14 protein-coding genes are annotated in these 17,281 nt (G+C 60.4%); 4 read left to right on the top strand and 10 right to left on the bottom strand.

Annotation, left to right across the window (positions count from 1 at the left end):
• Positions 1–276: 276 nt before the first annotated feature.
• Positions 277–1,833, bottom strand: coding sequence for a carotenoid isomerase (crtH, locus tag NW829_RS02445; protein WP_414416356.1), 1,557 nt, complete (start codon positions 1,831–1,833; stop codon positions 277–279).
• A 203-nt stretch (positions 1,834–2,036) separates the two neighbouring features.
• On the opposite strand from crtH, the gene NW829_RS02440 reads away from it, so the two are divergent.
• Complete coding sequence (locus tag NW829_RS02440; RefSeq protein WP_414398798.1) at positions 2,037–3,056, top strand: Rieske 2Fe-2S domain-containing protein; 1,020 nt, start codon at positions 2,037–2,039, stop codon at positions 3,054–3,056.
• On the opposite strand, the gene NW829_RS02435 is transcribed toward NW829_RS02440, so the two are convergent.
• Together NW829_RS02435 and NW829_RS02430 are read right to left on the bottom strand one after the other, a co-directional pair.
• On the bottom strand, positions 3,039–3,989 hold the full coding sequence (locus NW829_RS02435; RefSeq protein ID WP_414342559.1) for an ABC transporter permease: 951 nt from the start codon (positions 3,987–3,989) through the stop codon (positions 3,039–3,041). The two genes, NW829_RS02440 and NW829_RS02435, sit on opposite strands and share 18 nt — an antisense overlap.
• Positions 3,983–5,131, bottom strand: coding sequence for an ABC transporter ATP-binding protein (locus NW829_RS02430; RefSeq protein WP_414416355.1), 1,149 nt, complete (start codon positions 5,129–5,131; stop codon positions 3,983–3,985). Before NW829_RS02430 ends, NW829_RS02435 begins: the two co-directional genes overlap by 7 nt.
• 220 nt (positions 5,132–5,351) lie before the next feature.
• Here NW829_RS02430 and NW829_RS02425 point away from each other — a divergent pair, with 220 nt between their 5' ends.
• A complete protein-coding gene (locus NW829_RS02425; protein ID WP_414416354.1) occupies positions 5,352–6,353 on the top strand; it encodes an acetamidase/formamidase family protein in 1,002 nt (333 codons plus the stop codon).
• Between the two features lie 44 nt (positions 6,354–6,397).
• On the opposite strand, the gene NW829_RS02420 is transcribed toward NW829_RS02425, so the two are convergent.
• The 7 genes from NW829_RS02420 to ebsA all read right to left on the bottom strand — a co-directional run bounded on the left by NW829_RS02420 (position 6,398) and on the right by ebsA (position 13,944).
• On the bottom strand, positions 6,398–7,261 hold the full coding sequence (locus NW829_RS02420; RefSeq protein ID WP_414351746.1) for a PD-(D/E)XK nuclease family protein: 864 nt from the start codon (positions 7,259–7,261) through the stop codon (positions 6,398–6,400).
• A 238-nt stretch (positions 7,262–7,499) separates the two neighbouring features.
• Entirely contained in the window at positions 7,500–8,039 is a 540-nt protein-coding gene (locus NW829_RS02415; RefSeq protein WP_414331790.1) for a hypothetical protein, read from the bottom strand.
• A gap of 53 nt (positions 8,040–8,092) precedes the next feature.
• Positions 8,093–10,426: a DNA polymerase III subunit gamma/tau gene (locus tag NW829_RS02410; protein ID WP_414416353.1), complete on the bottom strand. Its 2,334-nt coding sequence runs from the start codon at positions 10,424–10,426 to the stop codon at positions 8,093–8,095.
• Positions 10,427–10,548: 122 nt separating this feature from the next.
• On the bottom strand, positions 10,549–11,061 hold the full coding sequence (locus NW829_RS02405) for a hypothetical protein (protein WP_414416352.1): 513 nt from the start codon (positions 11,059–11,061) through the stop codon (positions 10,549–10,551).
• 36 nt (positions 11,062–11,097) lie between these two features.
• A complete protein-coding gene (gene coaE, locus NW829_RS02400) occupies positions 11,098–11,814 on the bottom strand; it encodes a dephospho-CoA kinase (RefSeq protein WP_414332023.1) in 717 nt (238 codons plus the stop codon).
• Between the two features lie 74 nt (positions 11,815–11,888).
• Entirely contained in the window at positions 11,889–13,583 is a 1,695-nt protein-coding gene (cimA, locus tag NW829_RS02395) for a citramalate synthase (protein WP_414413019.1), read from the bottom strand.
• Positions 13,573–13,944, bottom strand: coding sequence for a type IV pilus biogenesis protein EbsA (gene ebsA / locus NW829_RS02390; protein WP_414343182.1), 372 nt, complete (start codon positions 13,942–13,944; stop codon positions 13,573–13,575). The genes cimA and ebsA overlap by 11 nt, the downstream gene beginning before the upstream one ends.
• Positions 13,945–14,410: 466 nt before the next feature.
• Here ebsA and larE point away from each other — a divergent pair, with 466 nt between their 5' ends.
• Both larE and NW829_RS02380 read left to right on the top strand, forming a co-directional pair.
• Complete coding sequence (gene larE, locus NW829_RS02385) at positions 14,411–15,331, top strand: ATP-dependent sacrificial sulfur transferase LarE (RefSeq protein ID WP_414413009.1); 921 nt, start codon at positions 14,411–14,413, stop codon at positions 15,329–15,331.
• A 52-nt stretch (positions 15,332–15,383) separates the two neighbouring features.
• Positions 15,384–17,216, top strand: a complete 1,833-nt coding sequence (locus NW829_RS02380; RefSeq protein ID WP_414413010.1) for a DUF3769 domain-containing protein — start codon at positions 15,384–15,386, stop codon at positions 17,214–17,216.
• The last annotated feature ends 65 nt before the right edge of the window (positions 17,217–17,281 follow it).

The raw sequence follows: 17,281 nt of genomic DNA, 5'->3' as shown, positions 1-17,281 counted from the left end.
TCGCTGCATAGTTGAACAGTGATGTTCAGCAGTGTTCAGCGTAAATGTATCAGATACTGAATACCGAGTTTGAAGAGGACATCTGTGTTGATTCTGGACAATGTCCTGATTCAAAGGCCTACAGCCTGCTTTCGGGAACGGACGCTATCTTACTGGCTAGCGTCTCATTGTTGTTTGAATTGACCATCAACTGCCTCCCAAACCCTCTGCGCCGCTCAACCCTCATCCCCTGCCCCTCTCCCAGAGGGAGAAGGGAGTAGCAAGGATAAGGGCAACCTAAACCAAATCCGCTGCCACCCGGTGGGCGCAGGCAAAGCCGGAGAAGGCAACGGCATTGAGCCCTTGGCCGGGGAAGGTGCTATCCCCCACGCAGTACAAGTTGGGGATGGCGGTGCGATTGAAGGGCATGCCCAGCAAGCCCCAGGGATCCCGGCTGGGGATAGGCCCATAGGTGCCGTTGCTGCGGCTCAAAAAGCGGCGGTGGGTGCGGGGGGTGCCTATCTCCTTCAGTTCAATGTGGGATCCCAGTTGGGGCCAAAGGGCCTCCAGGCGGCGGATAAGCCGGTCGGCGGCTTGCTGTTTTTGGATCTGGTACTGGCTTGGGTTCAACCCTTGCCAGGTGGACATCCAACTGGGGGTAAAGGCATGAACAATGTGGCGGCCCGGGGGAGCCAGGTCGGGATCCAACAGGGTGGGGACGGAGACGAAAAGGGTGCCCTGCTCAGCCTCCATCTGATCCCAATCTTCCAGGAGAATGTGGTGACAATGGCATTCGCCGGCCAGGGCCTCGGCCCGCACCCCCAGGTGCAAGCTTAAAAAGCTAGGGGATTGCTGGTAGCGTTTTTGCCACTGCCGCTCCGCCCTGGGCAGGGATCCCGGCCATAGGCGCTCAAAGGTGTCCCAGCGGGTGGCATTGGAGATGATTGTGCGGGCAAAGAGCTTTTCCCCGCTGGCCAGTTCTACGCCCACTGCCCGACCTCTTTCTTCTAGGATCCGCCGCACGGGTGCTTTGTAGCGGATCTGCCCGCCATGGGCCTCTAGCCCCTGGGCCAGCTTTTGGGCGATCTGCCCCACCCCCCCTTTGGGATAGTTGACACCGCCGTAGTGTCGGTCACAAAACACCATCCCGGCGTTGATGATGGGCGTGCGATCCGCCGGCACCACCGACCAGCAGTAGCACTCCATGTCCACAAAGCGCAGCAAATCCGGATCCCGCAGACAGCGCCGCGCTACCTGGCCCACATTCACCGGCAAATAGCGCGCCAAGGTCAGGCAGCCGAGGGGATTGCTCACAAAAGAACGAAATAGATAGCCCCACTCCTCCAGCGAGAGCAGCTCCATGGCGTTGAGGCTGTTGAAGATGGGCCACAGGCTGTCGTAGAACCGGCGAATGCCGGCGGCTTCCCGGGGAAAGTAGCCGGATAGCTCCTGCAAAAACTGCTCGTAATCCCGGTGTACTCGGGGATTCAGCCCCTTGGGCAGGTGGTAGGCAATCTGCACCGGATCGGGGATGGACTCCAGGGATTGGCCCACGGCTGCCAAGGCGCGGGTCAGCAAGTTGGTGGTACCCTGGGTGCCCAATCCAAAGATCATGGAAGCGCCCACGTCGAAGCGGTAGATCCCGTTGCCTAAGGGATCCGGACGCTCAAAATAGCCGGCGCTGCCCCCTGGAATGAGGTATTTTTCCAGCACCAGCACACGGTATCCTTTGGCAGCCAACTGGCTGGCCGCGACCAATCCCCCGATCCCAGCACCGATGACGATGGCATCCCAAGCAGGGGAAGGGGTGTACAGAGCCTGCAAGAGGGTCTGAGAAGGCAAAGTTGAGGTCAAGGGATCCCTCTGGAAACTCAAACGCAAGATCAGTATCTTTACCGTACCAGAGGTTCTAGGGTTTCCCCATGAGTTGAGCTCCCCTGGGAATGAGTTTGCCCAGATCTGCAAGATCCCCAAATAGAGATTGTGGCGCGGGCTACGGAACCGAATTCACGAATTTGCTATACAGAATCCGGCCACACGACACAGATGGTTTTGCCATGTTGGTGACCCAGCATCCTGTCTTTCGGCGCTTTTGGTACCCGGTGATGCCCCTCAGCCGATTGGAGCAGGGATCCCCGCAACCTTTCGAGCTGCTGGGGGAAAAGATCGTCCTTTGGCTGGACGAGGCCGGACAGCCCCAGGCAGCCGCAGACCGCTGCTGTCATCGATCGGCTCAATTGTCCAAGGGGATCGTTGGCAACGGCCACCTTCGCTGCCCCTACCATGGGTGGGAGTTTGATGGCACGGGAGCCTGTGTCAAGGTGCCGCAACTGCCGGATCAGGCCCGCATCCCAGAGAGCTACCGCATTCCCGCCTATCTCTGCCAGGCCCGCTATGGCTATGCTTGGGTGTGCTTGCATCCCCAGCCTCTACGGGGGATCCCGGTCATCCCAGAAGCCGAGGATCCCAGTTACCGGCTCATCCACGAGTTCTACGAACGCTGGGAATGTGCCAGCTTGCGCATCTGCGAGAACGAGTTCGATGCCGCCCACATCAGCTTTGTACACCAGAACACCTTTGGCAGTATGGAAGACTTGGTACCCAGCCACTTCGAGGTCGAGGAGCTGGACTACGGGATCCGCACCCGCACAGTGCTCGGTGTAGCCAACCCAGAGCTGCAACAAAAAAACCTGGGCATTGCTGCCGCCAAAACCGAGCGCACCACCACTTCAACCTGGCATTTGCCCTTCACCAACCACCTTCACATCCGCTACCCCAATGGCCGCAGCCATGTCATCGTCAACATCCCCACCCCCATCAACGACCGAGCCTCCCAAGTGGTGCAGTTTTGTTTGCGCAACGACACCGAAGCCGATACCCCAGCCGCCGAGGTTATCCGCTTCGACCGGGCTGTAACTTTGGAAGATAAAGCCATTTTGGAGACCACGGATCCCGACGTTCCTCTCACCCTCAGCACCGAACAGCACATGCTCACCGATAAGCCCGGGATCCTGATGCGCAAGCAATTGGCGGCTCTGCTTAAAGCCCACAGCAGCTCCTCAAACCAGATTTTCTAGGCTGCGGGTGCCAGCGTAGCGGCTGTAGGCGTAGATCAACCCCAGGGTGAGGCCGGTGACCAAAAAGCTGAGGGCCGCCCCGAAGGGATAGTCCAGGCTGGAGCCAAACTGCAACTGAATCACATTCCCGATCAACAGCGTTTTGCTGCCCCCCAACAGATCCGGCACTACGAACATGCCGAAAGCCGGGATCCCCACCAGAATGAGGCCCGCCGCCAGTCCAGGCAAGGTCTGGGGCAGAAGCACCCACCAAAAGACCTGCCAACCCTTGGCATAGAGATCCCGTGCCGCTTCCGCCAGCCGCCAATCGATGCGCTCCACCGCCGTGTACAGGGGCAAGACCATGTAGGGCAAAAACGTGTAGACCATGCCCAGATAAACCGCCAGCCAACTGGGATACAGAGCCGTTTGCGGTGGGATCCAGCCCAGCCAGGCCGCCAAGCGAGCCGGCCACCCTTCCGGGGCCAGCACCACCATCCAGGCATAGGTGCGGATCACCAGGTTCGTCCAAAAGGGCACCACCACCAAGGTGAGCAACAGATCCCGTTGTCGGGGTGGGTGGGCGGCAATGAAGAAAGCCAATGGGTAGGCCAGCAGCACGCAAAAAAAGGTGGTCACCCCCGCCACCAGCAGGCTGCGGCCCAAGATCTGCCAGTAGATGGGCGTCCATCCCAAGGGGCCAAAGCCGAGAATGCGCAGATAGTTCTCCAGGGTCAGGGGCAGTTGAATCTGGCCAAACTCCCCGCGGCTGAGAAAGCTGCACACCAACAGCAACAGCCCCGGCAGCACCAGAAAAAACATCACCCACAGCACCCCTGGCCCAGCAAAAATTAGGCTGCGCCCCAACTCCTGCCAAGGGGTGAGCAGCTCCCCAAATCGCACCTGGGCTTGGCCAGGGATCCACTTGCCCACAGGAGATGGCAGCTTCAACATCCAGTCTCCTCCTGACGGGGATCCGGTCGCAAACGGATTAGGCTTTTCGGGGGTAGGTGGGCCACCAGCGCTGCGCCGATCTCAAACCCTGCATCCTCAATATCGGTGTTGAGGGCCGTGGCCTTGAGCTGCTGACCTTGGTTTGTCCGCAACAGGTATTGGTTCTCAGCCCCGGTGTAGATGAGGTTTTCCACCCGCACCGGCACCTGGTTGGGCAGCAGATCCCAGCCGCTGCGAGAGAGCTGGATCTTTTCCGGGCGAATAGCCAATTGCACCGGTTCCGAGCTGGCCGGGATCCCCAAGACCTTCAGCTTTCCCAAGGGCGTATCCACACAGTCCGTCCCACAGGCGATCCCCTCGATCAGGTTGCTGGCCCCTAAAAAGTCGGCTACGAAGGCCGTCGCCGGGCGCTCGTACACCTCATCGATAAGGCCCACTTGCTCAATGCGCCCCGCCCGCATCACCGCCACCCGGTCGCTGGTCACCAAAGCCTCTTCTTGGTCGTGGGTAACGAAAATAAAGGTCATGCCCAGGCGGCGCTGCAACTCGCACAACTGCACCTGAAGCTGCTTGCGCAACTTGGCATCCAACGCCGACAGCGGCTCATCCAACAAGAGCACTTCCGGCTCGTTCACCAAAGCCCGAGCCAAGGCCACCCGCTGCTGCTGTCCCCCCGACAGCTCATGGGGCTTCCGCTTGGCCAGAGCTGCAATCTCCACCAATTCCATAGCAGCCGCTACCCGCTTGCGCAGAGCTTCCCCCCGCACACCCCGCATGCGCAGGCCGAAGGCGATGTTGTCCTCCACCGTCATAAAAGGGAAAAGGGCATAGCTCTGGAACACGGTGTTGACATTGCGCTTGTGGGCGGGCAGGTGGCCTACCGGGCGACCTCGAATCACCACTTCCCCAGCATCGGCCATCTCCAGGCCGGCCAGGATGCGCAGCAGGGTGGTCTTGCCGCAGCCGGAAGGGCCCAGCAGGCCGAAAAACTCCCCCCGCCGGATGTTCAGCTCAATGCCATTGAGAGCCACAAAATCGCCAAAACGCTTGTGGAGGCCGGTTACTTCCACATCCCAGTCGGGATCCCGGAGGGTAGAAATACTGGAGATGACACCCGCGATCACAGTTGACAGCGCTGACAAACCTATCGAACCCAGTATGCAGGTCTCCGGGAAGATTGCAGTTGTCCTCCACACCCGGGGCACAAGTTCCAGGCCAAGCCCTGCAACCGGGGATCCCTGCCCACAGCCTTTCAAGATAGCAAATGTGGGAAACATTGTCGCCACGCCACCCCTGGGCAAACAGTAGCCAGAGATACCGGCTTGAGGAACAGTCTAATTCAGGATTGGAGGGGATTTTTCTTTGATTGAATGGGTCTTTTGCAAGGGATCCCTGGCCGTGCCCGTTCACACCCTCAAAGCCACTCCCCATACCGTCCACTTGGGCGGCTTTTCTTCCCAACTGCCCCCGGCCTTGTATGTGCAATCGGGCGATGTGGTGCAGGTGGAAACCTACTCGGGGTTCGCCCACTACGGCAAAGCGCCGGACCGTTTCTTCACGCCCGAATTCCTCGAAATTTGCCAAACCTTGCCTGCCGAGCGCCGAGTGGGGCCGGGCCCCCATCTGTTGACCGGGCCGATCTACGTTGAGGGAGCTGAACCTGGAGATGTGCTGGAAGTGCGCTTGCAAGCGATCACCCCCCGCTTGCCCATCGGTTTCAATGCCATCCGTCCCGGATGGGGGGCTTTGCCCGGAGAATTTGATCAGCCGCGACTGCGCTTCATCGACCTAGATATAGACCAGGGGGTAGCGGAATTTCCTGCCGGCAGCGGCATCCGCGTCCCCATTCGCCCCTTCTTTGGCATCTTGGGGGTGGCGACCGAGGAAACCAGCCGCAGCTCTATCCCCCCCGGCAACTATGGTGGCAACATCGACAACCGCCAATTGCAGGCGGGATCCCGAGTTTTTTTGCCGGTCTTTGTGCCCGGTGCCCTTTTTTCGGTGGGGGATGGCCACTCCGCTCAAGGGGACGGAGAAGTTGATGTAACGGCCATTGAAACTTCCATGAATGGCACTTTGCAGTTGATCCTGCGCAAAGATCTGCCGCTCGAGGCACCGCTGGCGGAAACCCCGACCGATTTCATTACCATGGGCTTTGCCGAGGATCTGGATGCGGCCTTTGAGATTGCCCTAAGGCGGATGATCGATTTTCTGCATCGGTTTGTCGGCATTGGGCGAGAGGAAGCCTATGTGCTTTGCAGCATTGCTGTCCACTTCCACATCACGCAGGTGGTGAACAGCCCCATGAAAGGTGTGCATGGGTTGCTGCCAAAACAGCTCCTGCCCCGCCCTACCCTGATCTAATCGGATCTAATCGCGTCAGCGGGGCGGAGTCCTTACTGCTCCCATTACTGCTCCCAATAAGTATCGGCGATGGGATCCGCAGGTGTCGCGGGCTCCTGCATTGGCCAGACCCAATCCGTGAGGTCTTGAGAGGGGATCCCTTCCGGTAGCAGCCCATGGCAGCGGGAGCGAAACAGACAACTGTTGCAGCGCTCAGTATGGGGGGTCATGGGAAAGTCTTGCGCCTCCAGTTGCCGCAGGTGGTTCAGAGTGGCTCTTAGGTGGGCCAGGTCTTGCTCATAGGCGGCGGCGCTGTAATACCGGTGGAAGGGCTGCTGCGGATGTTGCACATACCAAAAGGTCAGTTGCACCTGCTCCGGCTCAAAAGGGCCTTCCAGGGGCAGCTGCTGGGCCACCTCGCAGAGCAGCAGAGGGTAAAGGCGCACCTGCCAGTCTTGGGCCAACTGTTCATCGCGAGGACGTTGACGCTCAGTTTTCCAGTCCAGGATGTGCAGGGATCCGGGGATAATCACCAGCCGATCCAAACGGGCTATCAACTTAAAGCCCTCAATCCGTTGCCACAGGGGCAACTCCGCCAACACCCGTCCCTGGGGATGGGCATGGGGACTGGCCAAAAACACCTGCCACCCCTGCTGCACCACTTCATCCAGGGCAGACAAACGCGGCTCCACCTGCCGCCCGCGGCTGTGCCACTCCACCAAACGGTGAAACTGCCGTCCGCGCCTCTGCTCCAGCTCGTGCTCAAAAACACTGGCAGCGGGCCAGATCAACCGCTCCAGGTACACATAGCGAAACAGGCGGGGGCAATGGTCCAGCAAGGCCAGCGAAGAGGCGGAGAGGTTGACCTGCTCAAGACTCAACCTCTCCAGAGAAGGGGCAGCAGGGATCCCAGACAAAGTGCTCCGCACCGCTGTCGCGAAGGGGAAGAGCTGGCAAGAGGGGGCTAAGTTCCACTGCTCTCAGGATACCCCCACCGCCACCAGGGGTCGCCCAGCGGAGGAGCTCATTTCCAACCTGCTCCAAATTTCCATCCTGCTGCTCCGCAACGCTTGCGCAGAAGGGCGTGGGGGGGATCTGGACTGCAACCGCCCGCTGGAGCTGGGATCCCTGTCGGGATGGCTAGACCCGGAACCGTCTGTGGTTGCGCTAGGTTCCCACCGGACTTGCCCAGACCCAGATGGCGACCATCCCATCCCAGAGCAACAGAAGCAGAGCAAAACATCCTAGGAGCCCGTACATCCAAGGCTGAACGTAGGGGCGCAGCCCGCCAATCTCCAGTTGAGCGTGCCGTCGAATCTCAGCCAACAGCTGCTTGAACCTGGTCACCCGCATCGGCAAAAGTACGCGATCCCCCCCTCGGCTGACCAAGTAATACACCATACCACCCTGGCTGGTGGAGCGGGGCTCAATGCGCTCGATATCGGCCCACCGGATCTGCCACTCCTGCCGCACAAAAGGCGGCACCCAACTGGGGTAGGTGGCCTGCATGCCCTCTTCGTCCAACTGAATCTGCTGGCTCAGGGATCCCAGGACTACCCCCCATCCCAGCAGCAGAGCAATCCAAAGGGATCCCAGCTCAAGAGGTGTTGCCTGTTGCCGAGCCAGCAGGATGGGTAGGGGCAGAACCAGTCCCCAGTACAGAGCCTGCACAGCGCAGCGAATTAGGGGGGAGATGGGGAAGGTCATCGTCGGCAAGATGAGGCTGGCTTTATCAAACTTAAGATAGCGCTAGATAGCGCTTAAAAAGGCACCTCCTCCTCCAAGGACTCCGTCCCGCTGAGGCGAACGGCAAGCTGAGAAGACTGCTCACGCCGGTAGGACGGATTCCTTACTGGATTGGGAAAGTCTACGGGATGAGGACTCCGCCCCGCTGACGCGGACGGCTCTGCTCCTGTTGGCGAGCCGTAGGTCTCACCGGAGAGCAGGTCAGGGGATCCCTCGGCTTCTATAGCCTCTATTGAGGAGAGCTCTTCCGTGGATCCCGTCACGTCAGACCCCAACACCCCTTCCAAATCCACCAAGCTGCCGTTGAAGTGGTCGGCAAAACGGCCGGCAATCTCCGCCAGCTCCTGGGTTAGCTCGAAGGACTGCCCACCGTGCAGGGTGTCGCGGCGCTCTGCACGACTTGGAGAATCGGTCGCGACAGCGGTGCGGAGCACTTTGTTCGCACTGGCGGGAGAAAGTCCTTGGGTTGCCAAGCCGGCCACCTTGGGGCCACCCATAGGATTGTCCCGCTCAGGCTCTGGCGAAGGTGGGTTGGAGTCAGAAGGGGAATGTTGCTGTCGCCGGGCAAGGCCGTGGCTCTGCGGTTCTGCTCTGGGCTCCCTTGAGGAAGCACGACTGTTGGTGCTATCGCTCTGCAACCCCGGCGTGGTGACAGGATCTGGGGGGGCGGGGGGCAGGTCTGTTTCTCGGCTGAGCAGTGCCGAGGACTCCGCACCGCTGACGCGAATGGAAACATGCGGCCCGCTGGAGCGCTGCACAATCAAGTTGAGCTGCACAGGGCGCTGCAGCAGGTTGTGGAGCACCGACCGCAGTTCGGCTTCTTTGCTGCGCACTTTTTCCACCAGACCCTTGCTGGGAAAGGCGAGGGTAATTGCTTCAGGAGTCTCTTGGTGCAGGTGGCCGGATCCCATCAGAGCCTTGGTGAGGGGAGAGAGGCGCTTGAGGAACTCGTCCCAGTGGGGGCGCAGCAGCTTGACTGTGGCGGCGTCCCTTGCCGGTTCTCTGGGCTGCTCCGAGGACTCCGTCCGAGTAGCGCGATCTGCCTTCTGGCTCGACGCAACAGCAGGGGAGGCTGAAGGCCCAACAGTTAATTCATCTATCTCACCAACAGTTGATGGGCTTGATGGGCTGATGGTCGCAGCAGGGGCCGGAGGGGCTGTCCCGTCCGGGGGAGTTCTCTGGGGTGCAGGAGATAGGTCAAGGGCTGGGAAAGGACTCCGTTCCGCTGAATCCTCAGCCACCATGCTTGGGCGCAGCTGGCCCAGCAGATCCACTAGGGCAATTTCCAACCACAGTTGGGGCTGTCCGCTTTGACGAATTTGCGGCTCACACTGGCGCAGATGGCTCTGGGCTGCCAGCAGTATCTCCACCGAGTAGCGAGGGGCCCGTTGCTGCAGGGCTGCCCAGGTGGAGTCCGTTACAGCCACCAACTCCCGTTGCTGGGGGGCTGTCTTGACCAGCAGCAGATCCCGGTAAAGGGCCACCAAGTTCTGCAACAGGGCTAAGGGCTCTTTGCCCCGCTCCAACAATTGCCGAGTTTGGCTGAGCACCGCCTGCACATCCTGAGCCAGCAGCGCATCCATCAGAGCCAAAAGCTGCTGTTCCGGGATCCCGCCCACCAAGTCCCAAACCGCCTCCGGGGTGATGGATCCTTCCAAGAGGCTGAGCTGGTCCAGCAGGCGTTCGGCGTCCCTCAGGCCCCCTTGGGAAAGTTGGGCCACCAGTTGCAGCGCCTCCGGCGTGATAGGGATCCCTTCTTGGGCGGCGATCTTGCCCAGGTGGGCCACCATGTCGTCGAGGGGGATGCGGCGGAAGTCAAACCGCTGACAGCGGGAAACAATGGTGGGCAAAACCCGCTGCGGGTCAGTGGTGGCCAGGACAAATACCACGCGGGGGGGCGGCTCTTCAAGAGTTTTCAGCAAGGCGTTGAAGGCCGCATTGCTGAGCATGTGGCACTCGTCGATGACATAGACTTTGTAGCGGCTGTTCACCGGGGCAAACTGGGCCCGCTCGATCAGCTCGCGGATGTTGTCTACGCCGGTGTTGCTGGCCGCGTCAATCTCGAGAACATCCAGGGAGGCTCCCGCAGTGATGGCGCGGCATTGGCTGCACGCCTGGCAGGGATCCGGCGTCGGCCCCTGTTCACAATTCAAAGACTTGGCCAAGATGCGGGCGCTGGAGGTTTTTCCCGTGCCCCGCGGCCCGCAGAACAAATAGGCAGGCGCCACCCGCCCCAGCCGGATGGCATTGGCCAGCGTTTGCACCACCGCTCCTTGGCCGACCACATCGGCAAAGCGCTGCGGGCGGTATTTTAAATGCAGGGGTTCATAGTTGCCAGCGGTGGCCATTTCCGGGATCTCCAAGCAAGCAGCGCCCCAACCGGAACCGCGCAAGAGCTCTGCTCTGCTGACGCGATCCCACCGGGGCTCTCCTATTCTGGCTTCTCGATGGCGGGATCCCTCCTTGCCCATCAAGAGTGGGGCTGGGCGGGCAGAGCTTTTGTGCTCCCCTCTGCTAACGTGACCGGCGGCGGGCCAGGGGACTTGGGATCCCGGCGACGCAGAGAGGGAAGCTGGATCCAGCCGGGCGAGTCGAGCTGATCTATGTGCTGCACGCGGTAGCTGAGCTGATACACCTCCTTCCTGAGCTGGCGATTCTCTGCCTGGATGGCGGCGATGCGCTGGCGGATGGGCTGCAGGCGGGCTTGCAGCTTGCGCCGGTAGAGCTCTGGCAACTCTTGAATCATCTGCTCCAGCAACTGCTTCTCTTGGTAAAGCTGCTCGATCTCCGCCTCATAGCTGCGAATTTGCCGGTGTTGCTTTTCTTGGCGCAGCTCCAGAAGGTCTATCTGGCCCTGCAAGATGCGATTGCGCTCTCGCAAAAGCTGGATTTCCCGCTCCCGCGCGGCCAGAGCTTGAGCAAACTCCGTCTCGCCAACGCAGCCTGCTTCCTGCATCGTTTCTCCCTCAACCCACCCGTACATGGCTACCCTCCGTCCCACCGGGGCGTAGGGGATCCCCTATCCGTCACTGTATCCGGCCCGCGGGGGTGAGGCAAATGGCCTCTGGCCCGCCGACGCCAAAGCTTGCTTCACCTGGGCTTCCAGCTCAGCCAGGGATCCGGAGTTGTCCAGCACCACATCGGCACGGCGCACTTTTTCCGCCAAAGGCCACTGGCTGGCGATGCGAGCTTCGATTTCTGCCGGTGTAAGAAGATCCCGGCGAGCAAGGCGTTGCCGCTGCTGCTCTGGAGTGCAAGTCACCACCCAAATTTCATTCACCCACCCCTGCAGGTGGGCTTCAAACAGCAACGGGATCATCAGACAAACGGTTTGGGATCCCTGCCCAGAAGAAAATCCTACCCCGCTACGCTTTTGGGAGGCAGGCTCTTCCTCAAGCGGCACCCCATGGACTTTAGAGCTCTGCTCCGCCAACGCGGACAGAAAATCTTGCAGTTGAGCTCTAACGAAAGGGTGGATTTGGGCCTCTAGCCAAGCCCGCTCAGCGGCATCTGCAAACACGATCTGGCCCAACCGCCGGCGATCCAGATCCCCGGAGGGTGTTTGGATGGCCTTCCCATAGCGTTCCAGTACCCGCTCGCGAATGGGGGATCCCACCGCCAAGGCCTGGCGGGCCATTTGATCGGCATCGGCCACCGGGATCCCGTGCTGCTCCAAGATGCGGGCGACCGTGGATTTGCCCGTGCCCACTCCGCCTGTCAGGCCGATGATTCGCATAGCTGTCGTGGTTACGGTTTAGCTTGCTGGGGTAGAGGGGCGCTGCCAGGGTAAAGCCAGTTGAAGGTTTTTCTTCAAGGGGAGGCCGTTTTTGCAGCCAGCGGAGAAGAACGGTGCTCTGCCGCAGCCGGCAAAGGAGAGCTGGGCGGCAGCAGGCTGTACTCAAAGCCCTCCACCAAAGCCCGACAGGAGGCCTCGATGATGTTGGTGGAAACCCCCACCGTTGTCCAACGGCGGTGACCGTCGCTAAACTCCACCAGCACGCGCGTTTTGGCCGAGGTGCCGGCTCGCCCATCCAAAATGCGCACCTTGTAATCAGACAGGTGAATCGCCTCCAGTTGGGGATAGAACTCCAGCAGCGCCTTGCGCAACGCCCCATCCAGAGCGGCCACCGGCCCATTGCCTTCCGCCGCTGTCACTCGAGTTTGCCCCTGCACCGCTATCTTCACCGCTGCCAACGATTGCACATCCGTTGCTTCGCCACTGGGATCCCAGTCTTTGCTGTTCCAATCGGAGCGGGTGGTGGTCGTCACGTTGAAGCTGAGCACTTCAAACGGATGCGAGCGCTGACCCAACAACCCCCTCACCAACAGCTCAAAGCTGGCCTCAGCCGCCTCAAACTGGTAGCCCTGCAGCTCCAGGGTTTTCAGCCGCTCCAAAATCAAGCGCACCTGCGGATCCGACTTCTCCAGCCGGATCCCGAATCCGGCCATTTTGTGGAGGATGTTGCTCAGCCCCGCCTGTTCCGAGACCACAATGCGGCGACAGTTGCCCACTTGCTCCGGGGCGATGTGCTCGTAGGTGAGAGGGTTTTTCTGAACGGCGCTGACGTGGATCCCGCCCTTGTGGGCAAAGGCCGATAGGCCCACAAACGGCGCATGGTCATCCGGGGCCAAATTGACCACCTCGCTGATGGAGCGGGAGATCTCCGTCAGGTGTTGCAGCTTCTCTTGCGGCAGACAGCGATAGCCCAGCTTCAGTTGCAAGTTGGGAATGACGCTGCACAGGTCGGCATTGCCGCAGCGTTCCCCATAGCCGTTGATGGTGCCCTGCACCATGCGCGCCCCCGCCTGCACCGCCGCCAGGGCATTGGCCACAGCAGTGCCGGAGTCGTTGTGGGTGTGGATCCCTAGGGGCAAGTGCTGCAGGTGATGGGATTCTGCCAAGACAGCTGCGGTAATCTGGGCGATCTCATGGGGCAGGGATCCGCCATTGGTATCGCAGAGAACCAGCCACTCCGCCCCCGCCGCCGCCGCTGCCGCTAGGGTTTGCAGGGCATAGTCGGGGTTGTGGCGGTAGGCGTCGAACCAGTGCTCGGCATCGTAGATGACCCGCCGCCCCTGGGATCGCAGATAGGCAATGGTGTCGCGGATCATGGCCAGGTTTTCCTGCAGCGTGGTGCCCAGGCCCTCGGTGACGTGGAGATCCCAAGACTTGCCGAAGACGGTTATATAGCGGGTGCCCGCCGCCAAAATGGCCTGCAGCATGGGATCGTCTGCCGCCCGCCGCCCCGGCTTGCGGGTAGAACAAAAAGCCACCAGCTCGGCTTGCTCTAGGGGCTCTTCCCGCATCTGCCAGAAAAACTGCACATCCTTGGGATTGGCTCCCGGCCAGCCCCCTTCAATAAACGGGATCCCCAGACGATCCAGCAGCTTGGCAATCTGTAACTTGTCTTGCACCGACAGCGATAGCCCCTCTCGCTGGGCCCCATCCCGCAGTGTGGTGTCGTAGAGAGTGATGGTGGCTGAGCAACCCAGATCAATCTTCATATCGCATCAGTTTCTTGTAAAAGGCGGTGGAGAAATCCGGCTGTTGTCCGCGCTGCACCAAAGAGACGACATCAATCAGATAATCCACAAACTCGTAGTTGGCGATGGAGAGCTGATAGGTGAGATCTGCATCCTGAGCAAAGATGACCTGAACCACCGTCAGATCCGAAGGCAACGGGGACGTATGCCAACTGGCCAAGAAGCGGACAGGCTCTTCCCCCTCGATGGCCCTCTGCCCTTCCAGGCTGGCTTTTTTGTAGAGGCCCACCGCGAGGGCTAGGTACTGTCGGCGGGCAACGGCGTAATAGGGCTGATAGACGGCCACTTCTGGCGGGCTGGCGGGTTCAAGTTGCAATGCCATAGTGCGCTAGGAGAGGGGTACAGCTTTTTCTGATTTCATGAAGTTCTACAAAATGGGTGGGATCCCCATAGCCAAGAGAGATCTCTGCATTGGCTGTAGCAAGTGTCGCCGGAAAAAGCTGTGAGGTCAATTGTGGCAGAGAACCCAGAAAAAATTATAAGGGGCCACTGCAACCCATTTCATTCAGCGTATCGCGAAGCGGTGCGGTTCCCGGTAGGGTGCCGGAGGCATAGCACCATCGCGACAGCGGGTGAGCGGACTACGGATAGATTGCCCAATTGTCTACTTTTCCTTGAGGGATCCCGCATCCCATGCTGGGGAGAAGCGTTGGAAAGTCGGGGATCTCTAGGAAAGAATAGAAAGAGGGGGGATCCCTGCCCCTGATAGCAACCGGCTCTTCTCCTGCCGGCAATAGCGAGATGGCATCCTTGCCTGGTTATCCAAACGCTTGGCATCTTCTGTCTTCATGAGCACAGCCCAAGGCCCAACCGCCTCTCGTCTCGACCTTCTCCCCCCGGGAGAGGGAGGAATAGCGGCCAACCTCCTGCTGGAGTGGGATCCCGTCCTGCAGCACAAGTTCCAGCAGCTTGTCCAGATCTTCGCCGAGATGGAGCGGGTCTTGGTGGCCTACTCGGGGGGAGTTGATAGCAGCTTGGTGGCCAAGTTGGCCTGGGATCAGTTGGGGGAGCGGGCCCTGGCTGTCACCGCTGCTTCTCCTTCGCTGCTGCCCGAAGATTTGGAAGAAGCAATTCAGCAGGCTCGGCAAATCGGGATCCGCCATCAGATCGTCGAAACCCACGAGCTGGAGGATCCGAGCTACGCTGCCAACCCTGTTAACCGGTGTTACTTCTGCAAAAGTCACTTGCACGATACCTTGCGCCTGTTGGCCCGAGCCCAGGGATATAACCATGTGGTGGATGGTCTCAATGCCGACGATCTGGCCGATTACCGACCGGGGACACAGGCAGCTCGGGAGCGCGGCGTGCGTTCCCCTTTGGCGGAGGTGGGGATGAGCAAGCTGGAGGTGCGGCAATTGTCTCGCCACCTGGGGCTGTCTTGGTGGGATAAACCGGCCCAACCCTGCCTCAGCTCTCGCTTTCCCTACGGGGAGGCAATCACCCCTGAGAAGCTGCGTCGGGTGGGAGCGGCGGAGCGCTACTTGCGCAGCTTGGGTTGGCGGCAGGTCAGGGTGCGCTCGGAGAAGGACACCGCCCGCATCGAACTTCCTCCGGATCAGATCGTGGAGTTTGTGCAGAAAACCAATCTGGAAGCGCTGGTCAAGGCCCTGCAATCCTTCGGCTATCTCTATGTCAGTCTCGATTTGGAGGGCTACCGCAGCGGCAAGCTCAACCGAGTCCTCAACCTTTCCCAGTTGGCCACAAGCTAGCGGGCTGGGGAAGCCGTAGGGGATCTGTGTTGAAGTTTTGCGCCGGGTGATTATGAGAGGGTTGCGGTTGCTCTGGCTCTGCTTGGGGGTGCTGGGGTTGGCAGTTGCCGGCCCTACTGCGGCTCAGGTGGAGTCCCAGAAGAAGGGGGGCGCTCAGCCCATGGATACGACTGACCTCAGCGCCGTTGCCGACCGAACGTTACGGCTGCGTTCTGACCGGCAAACCTTCGATCAACGGGCGGAAGTCTTCCAAGCAGAAGGCAATGTGGAGATGCGGCTGGGCCGCTCTGTGTTGCGGGCGGATCGCCTGCGCATTGAACTGCGACAGCGGCGGGCTGTGGCCGAGGGCAATGTCTCTATTCAACTGGATCGGCAGCGCATTCAGGGATCCCGGCTGGAGTACGACTTTGAGCAAGAGCGGGGATTTTTGGAAGAGGCCTTCGGGCAGGTGGATATTGGCCAGTTGCAGGCCAGTGGATCCCCGGCAGCCGCCCTCTCTCCGCAGCGGCTGGTGCGCTTTCGTGCCGTTCGCATCCGCTTCGATGCCACCACCTGGGAAGGAGAACAGGTGCGGCTGACCAACGACCCGCTGGATCCGCCGGAGTTGGAGATTCGTAGCCCACGGGTGACCTCCACCCTGCAAGCCGATGGCTCCAGCCTTTTGATTGCCGAGGCCGGCCAACTGGCCTTCGACCAGGTCTTGTTTCTGCCTCTGCCCATTCGGTTGCGCTTCGACTCGTTGAACCGTCAGCCTCCGGTCAGCATCTTCTACGATGATTTCGACAGGGAAGAATTGCGGCGCGGCTTGATCCTCCAGTCCAACATCGAGCTGCTGCGGGATCCCAACGTGAGCTTGGTGCTCTCCCCGCAACTGTATCCACAACGTCTTTGGGGCAGTGAGCAGGGCCTTTTGGATGGGATCGGGCTGCGGGCCGATTTTCGTTGGCGGCAACCGGAAGCCAACGCTCAAACCTCGCTGTTTGCCGAGCTGCGGGGGATCGTCTTCCAGGAGTTTGCTCAGCGCTTGCGAGCCCAGGTCGAACACCGCATCACCACCGGCGATGGCGGAGAAGTCGCCTACACCTACGCCTATCGGGAACGCTTCTTCAGCGGTCGCCTGGGGTTTCAAATTGTGGAAAACCGCCTCGGTGCCAGCTACCGCTCACCCACCCTGCGCCTGGGCAATACCGGCTTGGATCTCAGCTACCGCATAGCCGTCGACTACATCGATGCCTTGGGGCAGCCGGATGAAATCGACACGGATCCGGAGTTGGCCTTAGCCAACACCACCGACCGCATTCAGCTCTCCCGCCTGCAACTGGGGGCAACCTTGAATCGCTCCTTTCCCCTCTGGAGCCCTCCCAAGACGGCGGCGGATCCCCCACCCCGCTTTTCCGCTCTGCCCATCGAGCAAGGGATCTGGCTCAGCACCGGTGTGAGCAGCAGCCAGTCTTTTTACTCCAATGGCCGAGCCCAGAGCTATACTGCCGGCAGTATTGGCATTGATGCGGTGATTGGGGCTTTTGTGGCCGATACCTTCGACTACACCAACCTGAGGGTGACCTACTCCAACGGTTTTTTGGCCGGAGCCTCGCCATTTTTGTTTGACCGCATCACCACGCGGGAACAGCTCGTCCTGGGCTTTTTGCAACAACTGTACGGCCCGCTGCGGGTAGGGGCAGAGACAACGGTAGATTTGCAGTCGGGCCAACAGGTGGATGTCGTCTATCGCCTGGGCTACGACCGCCGCACCTATGGCTTTAGCCTGCAGTACAATCCGGTGCGCCAGTCGGGGGCTCTGGAGCTGCGGGTGGAGGGCCTGAACTGGGATCCCGGCCAATCCTCGCCGCAGCCGACGACCGGATCGCGTATCCACGAGCCTTGATCCCCAAACTCCAAGGGAACGGAAAAATGTAATCCTGACTACTACTCTGTGGAGATTTTCTATGA

Source organism: Synechococcus sp. R55.8 (genome assembly GCF_047461895.1).
In the GTDB taxonomy this organism is placed as follows: domain Bacteria; phylum Cyanobacteriota; class Cyanobacteriia; order Thermostichales; family Thermostichaceae; genus Thermostichus.
This window is presented reverse-complemented; position numbering and strand designations above follow the sequence as displayed.